The sequence below is a fragment of the Colwellia sp. KU-HH00111 genome (assembly GCF_040362745.1).
Lineage (GTDB): Bacteria > Pseudomonadota > Gammaproteobacteria > Enterobacterales > Alteromonadaceae > Colwellia.
This window is the reverse complement of record NZ_BAABWO010000002.1, coordinates 110,809-127,568: the sequence shown is the minus strand read 5'-3', so window position 1 is coordinate 127,568 and position 16,760 is coordinate 110,809. Positions and strand designations below refer to the sequence as shown.

14 protein-coding genes are annotated in these 16,760 nt (G+C 38.0%); 3 read left to right on the top strand and 11 right to left on the bottom strand.

All coding sequences use genetic code 11. The features are described 5' to 3' along the window. Positions 1–177 precede the first annotated feature (177 nt). Genes ftsX through ftsY form a run of 3 tightly spaced genes read right to left on the bottom strand, consistent with a single transcriptional unit; the run spans position 178 to position 3,240 of the window. On the bottom strand, positions 178–1,155 hold the full coding sequence (ftsX, locus tag ABXG98_RS04815) for a permease-like cell division protein FtsX (RefSeq protein WP_353537562.1): 978 nt from the start codon (positions 1,153–1,155) through the stop codon (positions 178–180). Further along, on the bottom strand, positions 1,148–1,861 hold the full coding sequence (gene ftsE, locus ABXG98_RS04810) for a cell division ATP-binding protein FtsE (RefSeq protein ID WP_353537561.1): 714 nt from the start codon (positions 1,859–1,861) through the stop codon (positions 1,148–1,150). The genes ftsX and ftsE overlap by 8 nt, the downstream gene beginning before the upstream one ends. A gap of 35 nt (positions 1,862–1,896) precedes the next feature. After that, a complete protein-coding gene (ftsY, locus tag ABXG98_RS04805; RefSeq protein WP_353537988.1) occupies positions 1,897–3,240 on the bottom strand; it encodes a signal recognition particle-docking protein FtsY in 1,344 nt (447 codons plus the stop codon). Between the two features lie 146 nt (positions 3,241–3,386). On the opposite strand from ftsY, the gene rsmD reads away from it, so the two are divergent. Together rsmD and ABXG98_RS04795 are read left to right on the top strand one after the other, a co-directional pair. Further along, complete coding sequence (gene rsmD, locus ABXG98_RS04800) at positions 3,387–3,971, top strand: 16S rRNA (guanine(966)-N(2))-methyltransferase RsmD (RefSeq protein ID WP_353537987.1); 585 nt, start codon at positions 3,387–3,389, stop codon at positions 3,969–3,971. A gap of 37 nt (positions 3,972–4,008) precedes the next feature. Continuing rightward, positions 4,009–4,758, top strand: a complete 750-nt coding sequence (locus ABXG98_RS04795) for an MBL fold metallo-hydrolase (protein WP_353537986.1) — start codon at positions 4,009–4,011, stop codon at positions 4,756–4,758. A gap of 24 nt (positions 4,759–4,782) precedes the next feature. On the opposite strand, the gene ABXG98_RS04790 is transcribed toward ABXG98_RS04795, so the two are convergent. The 4 genes from ABXG98_RS04790 to ABXG98_RS04775 form a co-directional block, all read right to left on the bottom strand. After that, positions 4,783–6,354, bottom strand: coding sequence for a serine hydrolase (locus tag ABXG98_RS04790; RefSeq protein ID WP_353537560.1), 1,572 nt, complete (start codon positions 6,352–6,354; stop codon positions 4,783–4,785). A gap of 76 nt (positions 6,355–6,430) precedes the next feature. Next, positions 6,431–7,030 carry a YjaG family protein gene (locus ABXG98_RS04785; protein ID WP_353537559.1) on the bottom strand — a complete coding sequence of 200 codons (600 nt, stop codon included), beginning with the start codon at positions 7,028–7,030 and terminating at the stop codon, positions 6,431–6,433. Positions 7,031–7,133: 103 nt separating this feature from the next. Next, positions 7,134–8,843, bottom strand: a complete 1,710-nt coding sequence (locus tag ABXG98_RS04780; RefSeq protein ID WP_353537558.1) for a hypothetical protein — start codon at positions 8,841–8,843, stop codon at positions 7,134–7,136. A gap of 148 nt (positions 8,844–8,991) precedes the next feature. Continuing rightward, positions 8,992–9,759 carry a SapC family protein gene (locus ABXG98_RS04775; protein ID WP_353537557.1) on the bottom strand — a complete coding sequence of 256 codons (768 nt, stop codon included), beginning with the start codon at positions 9,757–9,759 and terminating at the stop codon, positions 8,992–8,994. A gap of 209 nt (positions 9,760–9,968) precedes the next feature. On the opposite strand from ABXG98_RS04775, the gene ABXG98_RS04770 reads away from it, so the two are divergent. Beyond that, positions 9,969–10,265 carry a hypothetical protein gene (locus ABXG98_RS04770; protein WP_353537556.1) on the top strand — a complete coding sequence of 99 codons (297 nt, stop codon included), beginning with the start codon at positions 9,969–9,971 and terminating at the stop codon, positions 10,263–10,265. 168 nt (positions 10,266–10,433) lie between these two features. Here the strand turns inward: ABXG98_RS04770 and ABXG98_RS04765 are convergent, their stop codons facing one another. From ABXG98_RS04765 to ABXG98_RS04750, 4 genes are all read right to left on the bottom strand, one after another. After that, positions 10,434–11,369: a PhzF family phenazine biosynthesis protein gene (locus ABXG98_RS04765; protein ID WP_353537555.1), complete on the bottom strand. Its 936-nt coding sequence runs from the start codon at positions 11,367–11,369 to the stop codon at positions 10,434–10,436. A gap of 10 nt (positions 11,370–11,379) precedes the next feature. Next, the gene (nirD, locus tag ABXG98_RS04760; RefSeq protein ID WP_353537554.1) at positions 11,380–11,727 is read right to left on the bottom strand and encodes a nitrite reductase small subunit NirD; all 348 of its coding nucleotides are present in this window, start codon (positions 11,725–11,727) and stop codon (positions 11,380–11,382) included. A 14-nt stretch (positions 11,728–11,741) separates the two neighbouring features. After that, the gene (gene nirB / locus ABXG98_RS04755; RefSeq protein WP_353537553.1) at positions 11,742–14,273 is read right to left on the bottom strand and encodes a nitrite reductase large subunit NirB; all 2,532 of its coding nucleotides are present in this window, start codon (positions 14,271–14,273) and stop codon (positions 11,742–11,744) included. Positions 14,274–14,508: 235 nt separating this feature from the next. Continuing rightward, positions 14,509–16,719: a sensor domain-containing protein gene (locus ABXG98_RS04750; protein WP_353537552.1), complete on the bottom strand. Its 2,211-nt coding sequence runs from the start codon at positions 16,717–16,719 to the stop codon at positions 14,509–14,511. Positions 16,720–16,760: the final 41 nt, after the last annotated feature.

The following is a 16,760-nucleotide window of genomic DNA, read 5'->3' as shown; positions in this document are numbered from 1 at the left end:
CGTGATTGTAACATAAATCAGCCTTTTTGGCTATATACGCCTGACGACCAGCATTGAGCGAAAACAAACATTAGCTTAATAGATAGGGCAAAACAAGATGATCTTTCAATTTTTTATCTCTATATTTGTTAAAAATTATTAACAAAGAGCTTTTTTATTAATAAACAACGATATAGCTTACTCTGCATTCGGCTCAATTGCGCGAATATGTTTACGTACAGAAATATAACTGCCGACCAAACCTAATAACACAGCAAACGCGATGAGTAATATTGCTTCATAAAATGACAAGCCTTGTAATTCAAAGCTACTTTGGTATAAATCCGTAAGCTTACTTATAGCACCTGTTAAGTATTGTGCCAGTATTGTGACCGCTAACCATGACAACAAGCCACCAAAAATACCAAACCAAACGCCACTATATAGAAATGGTCGCTGAATAAAACTGTCAGTTGCGCCAACAAGCTTCATCACCGCAATAGCATCTTTTTGGTTCAATATCGCCAAACGGATGGTATTGCCAACAATCAGTACCACTGACATACACAATAGCAGCGCCACGCCAATCACAATGTCCTCAATGAGTTGTGCTATGGCTTCTAAGCGTGTCAGCCACTCTAAATCAAGCTTTCCTTGTTCAACCTCTCGCTCCTGTTTTAACTTCACTAACAGTTCTTTAGCTGCGCTTACTTGGCTGGCACGTTGAGTGGGGGTTACTAATATTGTGGCAGGTAGCGGGTTGGTATCTAAATATTCAAGTGACTGGCCAAAACCAGACAATAGTTTGAACTCTTTTAGAGCCTGCTCTGCAGAAATATAATGAACCTCACTCACCTCATCATACAGTTTAATACGCTTAACTAAGTTTTTTGCACTTTTATCATTGGTAGATAATCGTAAAAACAAGGTGATTTGTGAGGCACTATTCCATTGTTCACTGACTTGTTGGGCATTTTTAACAAACAAGTGCAGTGTCGCCGGTAAAGCCAAACTAATGCCAAGTACAAACACCGTCATTACAGAGGTAAAGGGCGTGCGCCATAACCCCCCTAAACTGCCCACCGCTTGTTGCAAGTGACGAATAGGCAAAGTAAGTAAACGTCTAAAAAAAGAACTACGTTGGCTTAAACCACTTTGGTGCAAATTATTACTCATAAACAACACCTTGAGTTTGTATGCCCTCAGCGCTTAAGCCCTCAATAATGCCGTCATTGATCATAGCGCCCTCTTTTAACGTTAAAGTGCGATAACGCATGCGCGCAATTAAGCCAAGATCATGTGTGGCAATTAATACCGTGACACCAGCAGCATTAAATTCTTCAAAGAGCTTGATAATATCAAGGGATAATTTGGGGTCTAAATTACCCGTAGGTTCATCTGCCAGTAAAATAGGAGGTTTATTGACAATAGCGCGGGCTATGCCCACACGTTGTTGTTCGCCGCCCGATAGCATATGAGGAAAACATTTAATTTTAGTGGTTAAATGGACTTTATCTAAAGCCGTTTCAACGCGCTTTTTAATCTCTTTATGGCTGACCCCTTCGATAATTAGAGGTAGAGCAACATTATCAAACACAGTGCGATCTTTAAGCAAATTATGGCTTTGAAAGATCATACCGATGCCACGGCGAACATAGGGAATTTGTTGATACTGTATTTTTGCCAACTCGGTATTATTCACTAAAATACTACCTGAGCTTGGTTTTTCCATCATAGAGATTAACTTTAGCAAGGTACTTTTACCTGCGCCTGAATGGCCCGTTAAAAAAGCCATTTCTCCGGCAGCAAGCGAGAAGTTCACTTGTTTTAAGGCTAAAAAACCGCCAGGGTAAGTTTTGTTAACATTGCTAAAGCTGATCATAATTATTGTTATTATTTACTTGTGTTACCAGTCTATTACTCTTTTGCAAACAAAGCATCAATAAAATCATTGCCATCAAACGGGCGCAGATCATTAATCCCCTCTCCTACCCCTAGATATCGAATAGGAATATTATATTTATCGGCAATAGCAAAAACGACACCACCTTTAGCGGTTCCATCAAGCTTAGTAACCGTTAACCCTGTTAAGCCAACAGCTTCATCAAATAATTTTGTTTGGCTTAATGCATTTTGTCCGGTGCCCGCATCAAGAGTCAACATCACCTCATGGGGCGCATCAACATCAAGTTTTTTCATCACCCGAACCACTTTTTTCAGCTCTTCCATTAGGTGTGCTTTGTTTTGTAAACGCCCTGCGGTGTCAGCAATAATAATATCAACATTACGTGCTTTAGCGGCGCTTATTGCATCAAAAATAACTGACGCACTATCAGCACCCGTATGTTGGGCAATAACAGGAATATCATTACGCTCACCCCATACCTGCAATTGCTCAACTGCTGCGGCTCTAAAAGTATCGCCGGCAGCTAACATCACTGACTTACCTTGGGCTTGAAATTGTTTGGCTAGCTTACCAATAGTAGTGGTTTTACCCACGCCATTAACCCCTACCATTAACATGACAAAAGGGCCGTCGCTTTGTGGTATTTCTAGCGGTTGACTAACTGTTTCAATCACTTTTTTAAGTTCTATTTTTAATAACTCATACAAAGCTTCGGCGTCTTTTAATTGTTTTCGACTTGCACTTTTGGTTAGTGAGTCAATAATTTTCATGGTGGTTTCAACACCAACATCTGCCATTAGTAAGTGGGTTTCTAGCTCTTCAAACAAATCATCATCAATTTGTTTACCACGGAATAAATCGAATAAGCCGCCACCTAAGTTTTGACGTGTTTTACTCAAACCTTGTTTTAAACGGGCGAAAAAGCCTAATTTGGTTTGCTTGCCAGCCTCTTTGTCGGGCGTTGCTTGTGGTTCATTTGCTTGATGTGCATCCGGTTCTTCTTCCTGAGGTTTTAGCTCTGCCGGGGCTTGGTCTATCTCTTGTGATTCAGCTGTATCGCTAGTATCATCGACCCGCTCACCTTCTTGCTCAGGCTCAACAGTATCAAGAGCAACCGGCTCTGGTTCAGTTTTTTCTCCTGTCGGGGCAGGCAGTACTTGAGCTACCTCAGCTTCAAGTTCATTGATATCTGCATCAATTATCGGCTCGTTTGGTTGCTCGTCAATTACGGCTAAAGGCTCAGCTTCGTTGCTATGCTCGACAGTTTGCTCATCAGTGTCTAGTTCCGCAGATTCAGAAGTTTCTTCAACGACTTGTTCTTTTTCATCCTGACCAAATCCTAACCAGGAAAACATACCTTTTTTCTTTTTAGACACTTTGCTCGACCTAATAGTGTTGGTATACCTAAGCAAACTCAAAATTGAGGTTTCAGTTCGCTTGGATATCATTATGGTGTAAAATTGGGGCTATATTAGCACTTTAAATGATAACTGTCAGTGATATGAGTCAAGGTAAAAAACAACAAAACAAAAAGCCGGCAACAGGCAGCATTCGTATTATTGCGGGAAAGCATCGTGGCAGAAAACTACCTGTATTGTCCGCCGAAGGGTTAAGACCCACCACAGATAGGGTTAAAGAAACGGTATTTAATTGGTTAATGCCTTACCTATATGATGCGAACTGTTTAGATTGTTTTGCTGGGGCCGGTAGTTTAGGTTTTGAAGCGCTTTCTCGCGGCGCTGCCCATATTAACTTAATTGAATTAAATAAAGCTGCCGCCAAACAGCTACTAGCTAACAAAGCATTACTTAAGGCTGATAATATTGCTGTCAATAATGTTGATGTATTACGTTTTCTCAATACTCAAAAACAACAACACTTTGATTTAGTGTTTATTGACCCGCCTTTTAGACAAAATTTAGTGTCTCAAACCTGTGAATTGTTAGAGAATGGTTGGTTAGCCAAGCAAGCATTAATTTATGTTGAGACAGAAACCGATGGTGATCAGCCAATACCAAATAATTGGCAGTTACTAAAAGAGAAAGTCGCCGGGCAAGTGGCTTACCGTTTGTACCAAAGAACATGAAAACTCAGCCAACAACCAAGCTATATAGGAAAACATGATAAAACTACATAAACTGGATGGCTATATTCAAACCATACTACTTGCCCAATACCAAAATAAATTACTCTTACTTGATGGCTGTAGTCGTGCTGATGTGTCATTGATCAAGCATTTTATAACGGACACCTTGGCTAGACCATTAACAGATTTACACTTAGTGGTGGTTACCCATATGCACCCAGATCATGCTGGCGCAGCACATAAATTAAGACAAATCACCGGATGTAAAATTGCTAGCGCCAATGTGGATGGGCAATGGTATAGCGGTTTTGATGGTATATTAATGCATATTACCGATTTACTCTTAACCCGCTGGGTTGCGAATAAGAAAAAACAGTCACAACGTTGGTTATGGTATTCCAGAAAATTAGTAGCTGATTATCAATTAAACGATGGTGACTTACTGCCCGGTTTTGACGACTGGCGAGCGTTAGCAACACAGGGACATACCGATAGAGATTTATCCTTACATCACTTACCTAGCAACCGTATATACATTGCCGATTTAATTGTCACTACCCGCAAGGGGTATATTCCGCCTTTCCCGGTTTTCTATCCAGAGCGTTATCGTAATTCACTGCGTAAAATAGCCAAGTTGAATGCCCAAAGTGTCATTTTGGCTCATGGCGGAGAGGTTAATTTAACTCAACAACAATTTGAGCAAGTGCTAGAAAAAGCGCCAACAATGCCGATGACTCATTGGCGCTCGGTTAAAGCTAAACTAAAGAAAGTGTTATCCTCAAGGTAGGCGCTTTAACTATCTAGCTGATTATTATGGATTAGGTATTAACTTCAAATCATGAAAATCAAAGCTAAAGTCTGTAGCATGTGACACTGCCTTCATGGTCGCATACTCAATACCACCTACCTCATTTAAATGGAAGTTAACAAAAGCATCCGCTTCAAGACTTCTGTCTTGCCAACGCACAATAAAGGTATTGTGCTGGTAATGCGTTAATGTTCCTTTTAATTCTGGAGTGTTGCTAAATTGCATTGTCAGTTGATTGTTTTTATACCCAATATGAATATCCCCATACCAGTTGTCGGTAAAAGTTTTTGCGTAAGCTTTTAAAGGCAAAGAGTGACGTGAGTTTTTATCCACAGCGTTAGCAGCCTTAGCTAAGCGCACAGTTTCTTTAGCTTTACGTGCTTGTTGTTTATCATGAAAATAAGTGACCCAGTCTTTTTCTGCAAGCTCAAGGTATTCATTTAGAATTTGTAAATAAATGGCATTAAACGCATAACCTGACTGCTGATTAGTGAGAATAACCATGGCAAGGTTTTCTTCTGGCACAACTACTACTTTTGACACCATACCTAAAATACCGCCACTGTGATGAATTAGTTTCACCCCGTGATAATCTTTTAAAAACCAGCCTAAACCATAAGCTGAAAAGTGTGTTTTATCTTGTTTGGTGGCTGCTTCTGACACTGGAAGCACCGTCCGAGCTTGCCACATAGCGCGACTTTGCTCCGCTGAAAACAACCGAGCCTCAGCGCCCGATTTATTGTTATAGGTACCTTTATTTAATTGAGCTTTTAACCATAACGCCATATCATTAACGTTTGATGCCACAGAGCCAGCAGAAGTAAACTTCTCTAAAAAATTACCACCGACTACCGTTAACTGTCCTTCTAAAGGAACATGGGCACGGGCAACGTTACTATGATTAGTAGGAATTTGAGAAAAAGTTGGGTAGGTGTTTTCCATTCCTAACTTGTTAAAAATTCTGGTTTGAATAGCTTGTTGCCATGTTGATGAAGTCAGTTTAGCGATAATTTCACCTGCAATAACATACATTAAATTGTCATAAGCAAACTCACTACGAAAGCTAGACACTTGAGGTAAGTGTTTTAAGCCCTTAATAACATCAGCATTAGTCAAGGTGGTTTGTGGCCAAATCATTAAATCGCCAGCACCTAAACCTAAGCCAGAGTTGTGAGACAACAAATCTATTATGGTAAATTCACGGGTAACATAGGGATCAGGCATTTGAAATTCAGGAATAATATCAATGACCTTGGTGCGCCAAGTTAACTTGCCCTCATCAACTAAGCTGGCAAGTAAGGCGGCAGTCATAGCTTTGGTATTTGAAGCGATACCAAATAAGGTGTCTGCGGTAACCTTGGTATTTTTGCCGTGTTCAATCACCCCAAAGCCTCGGCTCATCACCACCTGATTATCTTTTACGATAGCAACTGCAACACCTGGCACCTGAAAAGTTTTCATGGCTTGCTTGACCGTTGCTTCAATGGCGGTGTTTTTTTCTGCGATACTGCTTGCATGGCTAATAAAGGGGTTTATTAGCACCAATAATGCAAAGGTAATTTTTACGTAATTCATCAACAAATCCTATTTAAAAATCGATTACAGGAAAAATATGCATGAAAATTCGGTAAAAATCCACATTTAACTAAAATTATTCTATTTCAATCCCAAGATTAGAAAGCCCTTCTGAGAGCACCATTTCTTTGGCAAGTTGGCAGCTACGCTTGCTTTGTGCAGCAAGTTTTAGAAAATCAAACAATTCATTTTGCGTGTCCTTTTCCCAAACAGCTAATGGATGGGCACCGATATCTTTGGCATCTATTTGGGTCATTCCCTCATCTAACAGTAATAACTCAACATAATAATTGACACTATTAAGTGATAAGCGACTAATGCTTGAAATATCTTCATGGTGTTTATCTTGACCATTTGATTGCATTAATTGCCACAAAGCCATCATCGCCATGCAAACATCAAGCGCAGGAAACACACCGAAAGTGTCAAACGCTTCAGGATCTGGCGTCTGAGCTTCTAACTTAGCTAGCTGAGCATTAATATTGATTTTAATTTGACTGTTTTTATCTAACCATTGCCAAACTAGGTCAAGTTGATTACGTAACAGCGCATAATCACCAAACTGGCTATTTTCACTAAACATTTGGTAGTTTGGTAACATGCGCTCAAGTATAGCGCTAGCAAAGGCTATTTGTTGCCAATAACCTAGTTTTTCAAAAGGAAGATGGTTTGCCAAGTTAGTTCTCGTTTAAAAATGTCATCACTAATGGTTATTGTATCAAACCATGTCGATGCCAGATATGATTTAAAGATCAAAGCAGCAATAAACCTGCTAACGTTTAGTTATTTTGTGCAAGTTGTTTTTGCGCGTATTCAAACTTTAATCGATATTCTGTCAACTTACTTTCTAACTCATGAATTTGTTCAAGGTATTGCTCTTTTTTCTCATTATGCTGTGTAATCAAGTCGCTGTTTTCATCTCGCAAATATTTAATAGTTTCTCGTACTTGATCGTTTTCTTTTTCTTGCTTTGCTCGGCTAACATCAAAACGTTTTTGAGCTCCCTCTTGCGCATCTTGAGCTAACTTCACCTGTGATTTTAACGACTCAATTTCTTTTTGATATGATTTAATATTTGATTGTTCAGTAATTAAACTGCCGCCTAGCTCTTGATTTTTAGTCTCTAGTTGTGTCACTTTTTGTTGTAGTGCTTGTTGAGCTTTCTTGTGGTCTTCTACTTTTGCTATGCTAATATTTTGCTCTGCTTGTTGTTGCTTAATTAGCTTAACTTTTTGCTCGGTTAACTGGGCTATTTCCTGTTTATAACCTTGCACCGTTTTGACATGGAGCTTAATCTCTTCTTCTAAGAAGACTGTTTTTTCTTGTTGCTCAGTTAATGCTTTTTTCTGAATTTCAGTGTCATTTTTTGCTTGTTTAAGCTGCTCGTTTATACTCATAACCTCTTTATTGGCTTCTAGCTTGCTTGCAGCCATTTGTTTTTGAAGTTGATCTGCTGCTTTTTTTGCTTCTATGACCTGGTTTTCATTCTGCTTTATCGCACTTTTTAGCTTCTCATTTAATTCTTCTACTCTTTTGTTTAAATCTGCAATGACCTTTTTATTGTCAACTAATGTTGTGTTTTGCTGATCTGTGGTTTTTTGCCACAATTTTTCAGCTTTTTGCAGAGCCTCTTCACTACTTTTTTGTTGTTTTTCACTTGCCGCTAATGCTTTTGCTTGAGCGTGCTCTTGTTTAACCAAGGTCGATAGCTTTTCATTTAACGTTACTATCTGTTGTTGTTGTTGTTTTAGCTCTTTCTCGTTATTACTAAGTTGCGTTTTTTGCTTTTTATCATGTTCATTAAAGCGCGTTTGCTCTTTGGTGAATTGTGTCTTTTGAGTTGACAGCGACTTTTCTAAAGTTTCAATGGTTTTATGTAATTGCTTAGTTTGCTCGCTCAAGGCTGACTTTGAATTTTTTTGCTCACTGGATAACTTAGATTGCTCTTTGGTTAACATAGCCTTAATCAAGCTATTTTCATGCTCTAGGCGCTCAATTGTTTCGGTAAAGTTGATGTTGTTTTGTGTTAACTCTACTTGGAAGTTTTGCTCACTGACTTGCTGTTTATCTTTAGCACTAGCTAACTGTGATTTAATCTCGTTATTTTCTTGCGCTAAGTGCTCTATTTTTTTGGCTAAATCACTATCTTGTGCTTTAAGATCTGCTTTACTTTTTGCTGCTTCTGCTGCCTTTTTTTGTTGTTCATCTGATAATTGTTTTTTTAAATTAGCTACACTTTGCTCTAACGTTGTTATTTGCTCAGTAAAACGTTTACTTTTTGTAGTTAACTCTTGCTGACTCGCTTGGTAGTTTTTTTGCAGCGCTATATAATCAGGCGCTTGCTCAACATTAACCGATTTTTCAGTGTGTTTGGGCACAGCAGTAGACACTAGCTGGGTTAGCTTTTCTTCTATTTGAATGTATACATCACTTGCAATACTTTGTATTTGCTCTTCTACTTCCTTGGAAAGCTTATCTTTTTCGGTCATCTTATTTTCACAATAAAAACTTAGTATGATTAAATTAGCACAACAAAGGTGTTATCGAAATAAGCAATGACTTTTATTTTGATTTAAAAACCAAAAAAAGGAGCTATAAGCTCCTTTTTTAAACATTCATAAAAACTAATTATAACGCTTAGCTTTCACTTGGCGCTTCTTTACCTACCGGAACAACCTGAACACCAGTAACTTTGGTTTCAGCAACATTGTTACGTAATTGCACTAAACGGTTAATCTGCGAAAGCGAACCTAGCATAGAATAAATAGGAACAAATAAGCCACGTTTGTGGAAATCTAACACTTTATCATCAGCTAAGCTTTTAACTTTATCTTCATTAACAGTATATATACCAACTAATTTCTTTTTCTCACCTGTGCTGAGTGAAACATTTAACTCAAGCTCTTGTAATAAATCATTTTCTTGCAATTCTTTAATGAAGTTTTCTGTCATTCTTTCATTGTCAAATAAACGACCTAACGCTTGTTGCACATTGGTAAGTACTTCTGACTCTTTGCCGTCTTCTTCAAATATAGCTAAATCTTTATCTTCACCTACAAATTCACTGTCTAAATCAATACAAGCAGTTAAGGTATTTTCTTTATCAGGGTCAATGCCTAATGAAAAAGGCACCATTGAAATGCTTTGCGGCATTGATAATGCTGTCCATTTATCATCTTGATAGAATAAGTTTTCACCTGCTTCTAAGCCCAACATTGCAACACTACGAAAACGTGGTGAATCAGGATTTTTAACTAAAACAATAGGAAAGCTCGCTGAAGATTGCGCATATTCAGCAGCAGCGACAGGAATAATGTGTTGGCCTGCTACGTGAGAAATATTTCGGGTTTTAGCTAGTTTCAAATTTTGGTGTTGTTCTTTTCTTACTGGAACGATATTCGCCATGACTTATGCTCTTCTTTTCTTGTGCTTATATTATTACGTTATAGGAATATAAATACACATTTTTATAATAATGTAATTGAATAAATATTAATTACTACGATTTAGTTCTTTCTAGATATATACCAATTATGGAGACACCTGTTTGAGCTTTCAATGCTAAACTTAAAATAATTCACATATTTTTTACTTTTTAATGGTACATTTTGATAATGCATGCTAACGCTTTTATTTTTATTATTCTTTTGCTGTTTTCCAGTTCAGTTGCTGCTTTTCCTAAAATTTCAGTGCAACATCAACGAAGTATTGAAAACCTCGCAGAGATTCAAGTGACCAACCAAACTGACAAAACGTTAATTTGTTATGTCGCTATTGATGGCCATAAATTGTTTTTTCGTTTACAACCTCAGCAAGCTTCTCTTTGGTATACAGCAACCGATCCGCGCTTTAATCATAGCCAGTTTAGTACCTGGTGTGATTATTTAGTCTTATATCCTAAATATAAATAACTTTGTGTGGCTTAATAAATTTCAGGCAAAAAAAAGCGCGTCAATAAAAATATAAACGCGCTAAAAACATGAAACACCTAGGGAAATCAAGGCTTACCCACAGTCAGAGTGTTAAACTCTGTAAAAGTTCCTTCATTTCTGAAAAATTAATAAATTATTTTATTAGCCCTAAGCCACTCTAATACGGGTATCACTCATTAATACTGCATGACCACCGACCCGAATGGTTAAGTCTTTACTTTGTTGATTATCCATCTCAACATAAAATAAGCTCTTACGGGCATCGTTTGCGCCTCGCTGAATACCAAACACATGTGTACCTGCTTGCACATGGGGATGGTCACATATATGGCTCGCAAAGGCTGCTATCGCACCGCCAATAGGTGGATCTTCATGATGAGCAATAGCTGGACCTAATAACCTAGCATGAAAATCAGCAGGGTTATCATCGGTATTATTTGCAAAAAGTAGTATTTCTTGTGCAAGAGACATAGGGGCAGAAGAGTTACTCCATGCCGCTTCGTTAAACTTAGCTTCCCGGATTGCGTTATATGACATAATTGGCACAATTAAATAGGGTACACCACAAGAAACTATTAATGGCCGGTAATGATCAAAGCCAATATCGGCAGGACTAAGTGATAACATAGCCGCTAACTCTTCGGTTGTTGGAGTGTAGTAATCTATTGCAGCATGGGTGTCATAGGTCTGTTGAACAATACCAGCATCGCCGTTTTCTTTTTTAGAGACATAGCTATTGATCACTTGTTCATGACCTTTCATTTCAGAAATAATAGTTATCATGGTATGGCGACTTTCTAGCGTAACGGCTCCGGTTTGCGCTAACACATAACTTGCGGCTTGAACTGCATGAATGCTGGCAGGGATTTCATGATCTTTATTAAAAACCCTCATTTTCCAATGGTTATCACTACCAGCATATAAAAATATGGTGCTAGTGGCACTTAACTCATTCGATATATTTTGCATCTGCGTGTCTGTTAACCCTGAAGCATCAGTGAAAACCGGTAACGCAACGCCATGAAAAGGTTGCTCAGTAAAAACATCTGCGGTGTAATAAGTGTATTTTGTTGCTTGGTTCATTTTGTTCTCCTTAGGCAGCAAGTTGTACAGTACTGCCGTTAAGGCGCACGGGGTAAGTAGTTACACTAACGGTTTCATCTTCTATACAAATACCGGTCGTTAGATCAAAATGTTGCTTATAAAGAGGTGACGCTACCACGGTTTTATTTGCGATACTGCCAGTTAACCCCCGAGATATTGTATTTGAGTGACTAAAAGGACAGTAGTTATCAATTGCATAAAACTCATCTTCACCTGTGGCTGATACCACTCTAAAAATAGCAACTTGTTTGTCATTAAATAATGCACATCTCCCCATGCTAGGAAGAATATCATCGAGGTTACATATGTCGAACCACTGTTTATTATCTGTTGTCATCATTGGTTCCTTAATTAAGCGGTTTCTGTTGTGTTAGCAGAAACAAGTAATGGGCGTATTTGTTCACGCTCTGTGGTAAAGATTACATTTTCATCATGCAGCTTACTGTTAACAAAGTGGCCGAAACGCTTCAATTTTTCTGGATCTTCAATGGTGGTTTTCCATTCGCATTGGTAAGTATCAACCACATTTGACATTTCTTGCTCTAACTCAGCAGCCAGACCCAGTTTGTCATCAATAATTACTGATTTTAAATACTCTAATCCCCCTTCCATATTGTCCATCCAAACAGAGGTACGTTGTAGGCGATCGGCGGTGCGAACATAAAACATATAAAAACGGTCGATGTACTTAATTAAATCAACATCACTAAGATCTGAGGCAAACAAGTCCGCATGGCGAGGTTTCATGCCGCCATTACCGCAAACATACATATTCCAACCGTTTTCTGTGGCAATAATACCAACATCTTTACTTTGCGCTTCAGCACATTCACGCGTACAACCTGATACCGCCATTTTTAATTTATGAGGGGAACGAAGGCCTTTATAGCGATTTTCAAGCAAAATAGACAATGCCATTGAGTCTTGTACGCCATATCGACACCATGTTGAGCCAACACATGATTTAACCGTTCTTAACGACTTACCATAGGCATGACCGGTTTCAAAGCCAGCATCAACCAATTCACGCCAAATTTCAGGTAATTGCTCTGAACGTGCACCAAATAAGTCAACACGTTGACCACCGGTGATTTTAGTATAAAGGTTATATTTTTTAGCAACTTCGCCTAACACGATTAATTTGTCTGGGGTAATTTCACCACCTGCGACGCGAGGCACAACAGAGTATGTACCATCTTTTTGCATGTTACCCATAAAATAATCATTGGTATCTTGTAAACCCTGCAGGTTGCTATTAAACACATGATCATTCCAACAAGAAGCAAGAATATTGGCCGCGGTTGGTTTACAAATATCACAACCTAAGCCTGTACCGTGTTTTTCAAGCAGTTGTTCGAATGTCTTAATGTTTTCAACGCGAATGATGTTGTACAAATCTTGACGGGTGTAAGCAAAATGTTCACAAAGATCAGTATTCACTTCAACGCCAGATTTTTCTAACTCACAGTTTAATACTTGAGTCACTAATGCGGTGCAACCTCCACAACCTGTTGCCGCTTTGGTGCATGACTTTATGGCTGCCATATCAGCAGCGCCAGCCTCAACCGCATCAATGACATCCGCTTTGGTTACGTTCATACAAGAACATAACACTGCGGAATCGGGTAAGGCATCAACCCCAATACCACTAGATGAACCATCTAGACTTGGTAATATTAATCCCTCTGGCTCACTGGGTAATTCCATTTTGTTTAGCATAAATTGTAAAAGAGAGCCGTATTCAGCAGCATCACCAATTAAAACCGCACCAAGCAAGTATTTATCATCCTCACTAACAACAATTTTTTTGTACACTTCCTCGCGGTCATTAACATAGGTATAGCTTCGCGAATTAGGCGTGGTTCCATGCGCATCGCCAATCGAGGCAACATCAACACCCATAAGTTTTAACTTGGTGCTCATATCAGCACCAGCAAATTCACTTGTACCTGTGCCGGTTAAATGATCAACTGCCGCTTGCGCCATTGACCAACCTGGAGCAATTAAGCCATAAATTTTATTATCCCAAAGTGCAACTTCACCAATGGCATAAATATCAGGGTCTGACGTTAAACAGTTATTGTTAATAACCACCCCACCTCTGGCTCCCATGCCAAGACCGGCATTACGTGCCAATTCATCTCGCGGTCGGATACCTGCTGAAAAAACGATAAGGTCAGTTTCTAGCTCTTCGCCATCTGCAAAACTCATCTTATGTACAGCGGATTCGCCATCACTAATATTTTGAGTATTTTTCTGAGTATGAACACTAACACCTAAGTCTTGTATTTTTTTACTTAGCATGTTGCCACCGCCATCGTCGACTTGAACAGCCATTAAACGAGGCGCAAACTCAATCACATGCGTTTTTAGGTCTAAATCCATTAAGGCTTTCGCTGCTTCTAAACCAAGTAAACCACCACCAATTACTGCGCCCACTTTACCTTTTTTAGCTGCTGCGGTAATTTTTTCTAAATCATCTATCGTACGATAAACAAACACATTATCACGATCATGGCCTGGTACAGGAGGAACGAAAGGAAAAGAGCCAGTGGCTAAGATTATTTTATCGTAGCTAATCTCAAGGCCTGATTCTGAAATAACTAATCGTTTAAAGCGATCGATTTGGCTGACTTTATCGCCAGTATGCAAAGCAAAATCATTCGCCGGATAAAACCCTTCTTTTACCATATTAATGTCATCAACCGACTGGTTTTTAAACCAGCTAGTTAAATGTACCCGATCGTAAGCAGGAATTGGCTCTTCACCAAATACGGTAACTTGATAATTATCGCTTTGACCACTTTCTACTAAATACTCTAAAAAGTTATGGCCAACGGGGCCGTTTCCTATTACTACTAACTTAATTTTTTCACTCATCATTAATGTACCACTCTCATGTGCATATTAATGATGCTATCGCAAAGAACGTACCAAACCATCAAAAACACAATAAACACCTGATTTTGTTATGTATTAATAAAACCGTGGTTTTTATTTACTTAGCTGATGCTTGATCGAAGGGCGAAAAAAAACACTATTGCACACATGAAGTGCAAGGTTATTTTTCCTTGCTTGTTTTTATTGATAGGAAAGGCTAGCTTACCTCGAGGATTGCTTACAAATAAGGCGCTATATATTTGAGCATTTGATTTTTATGCATAGGTTTATGATAGAAAAAACCTTGTGCTATTTTACAATCTTTATTGACTAGATAATCTACCTGCTGATGAGTTTCAACGCCCTCACAGATGATAGCAATATTTAATTCTTGAATAAGCCTAATAATGCCATTGAGAATAACCAAGTTGTTATTGTCGCCTGATAAAATATCATCAACAAAGCCTTTATCAATTTTAATCACATCAAATTGAAACTTTTTTAAGCTATAAATTGACGAGTATCCTGTGCCAAAATCATCTAAAACTAAATGTAAACCTAGCTGCTTTAATTGATTAATGTTTTTTTCTATGAGCGGATCATTCTCAAAAATAGCGGTTTCTGTAACTTCTATATGTATAAGAGAGCGCACCTTAGGGTATTTGTCACATAAGGTAGAAATTAATTCATAAGTTTCTGCAAGCCTCAACTGATCTGCCGATAAATTAATAGATACAGGCCATTTAAACCCTGATTTGCACCAAGTATTTACGTTAATAAAGGCTTGGTTAATCAGTAATCGTCCTAACTTTATCATTTGTTGTTCTTTTTCGATATAAGGTAAAAACTCTTTTGGATAGCGAATTTCACCTTCTGAATAGTGCCAACGAACGAGCGCTTCAAAGCCAACTAAGTCCCCTGTATTCATGTCATGCTGAGCTTGATAGTGTAATAAAAATTGGTGTTGTGGAATACCATCATCAACATCTGTAATGGTTTTCTGGCAAATAGTATGTTGATTAAATAACTCTTCATTAAAGAACTGGTACCTATTTCGCCCTAAAAATTTGGCTTGATACATCGCCGCATCAGCTGATTTCAATAATGCAATGGGTTCAATAGCATCATCTGGGTAGGTAGCAATACCTATGCTAGCAGAGCAAACATATTCAATATCAAAAATATTATAGGGTTTACTTAATAATACTGATAATTTATGTGCGAGGTTGTTCAATGACGCTTTCAACACATTTCCTGAAAGTATAATAATGAATTCGTCTCCCCCTAAACGGGCAACAACATCTGTTTTTTTCAAATTATTAGTAATACGCAACGCCATCAACTTTAATAGCTCATCACCATAATTATGACCATAACGATCATTTAAATACTTAAAATTATCTAAATCTATGAACAGTATTGAAAAATTATCACCATTTCGTTGAGCAACTTGAAATTTATTTTCAAATTTTTGATTGAATCCTTGTCTATTATACAACCCCGTTAAAATGTCCATTTCAGCGAGCTCTTTCAGCTTGTTTTCTTTTTCAACTCTTTCACTAATATTTTCAAATATGCCGATATAATGAATTGGCATATTTGTGTTGTCTGCACCATAGACTGCAACCATCTCTAATTCTTCAGGGTATACTTGGCCATTTTTATTACAGTTATAAACAATACCTTTCCAACTATTGTTATAAACTAAATCGGCATAAATAGTTTGGTAATACTCTTCTGACTCGCTGTCAGCAGCAAGGACTTCTGGTTTGCATCCTTTGATATCCTCAAGTAAGTAACCTGTAATTTTACTGAAAGCAGGATTGACCTCTATGATATTTTTATTTACATCAGCAATCATGATTCCTTGTGAGCTAAATTCAAAAACCATTTTAAATAGCCGTAACGATTCATTTAAATAGTATTCTTTAGCTATCGATATCATTGATATGAAGTGGAATCGTTTTTTTGAAATAATCAATGAAGTTTGGTTAAGTTTAACCTGACCTTTTTTATTGGCGTCATGGAGTTCAACAATTAACCCCTCGGTAGAATCAGCACTGATCCAATCAATAAAATCAGCAACCCCTTTAACAATAAAACTCACTATTTTTAAATGATTATAATTAGGGCTTTGTTGGTCATGAGCGAGGTTTAGTTGCGATCTTGCAACGGTATTTGCTTCCACAATATGGTATTGCTCATCTAGGACAATAAAACCTACCGGTGCTTTTTCAAAAAGCACGGTAAACTGCTCTCGTGATAACAGTGTTTTTTCAATAACATTATTTATTGAAGCTAGTTTGCTTTGACTGTCTAATAGCTCCTCAACCAATAATTGTATATTTTCATGAAAAATATTTTTTTTAGCATGAGAGGTATGACTATTTAAACAGCCTAATAAATTTTGAACCCTGACATCAACATTTTCAGCAAGACTTTCTGACATTGACTCTAACTTGTTGGGCTTTTCATTCATCATCTATCTCG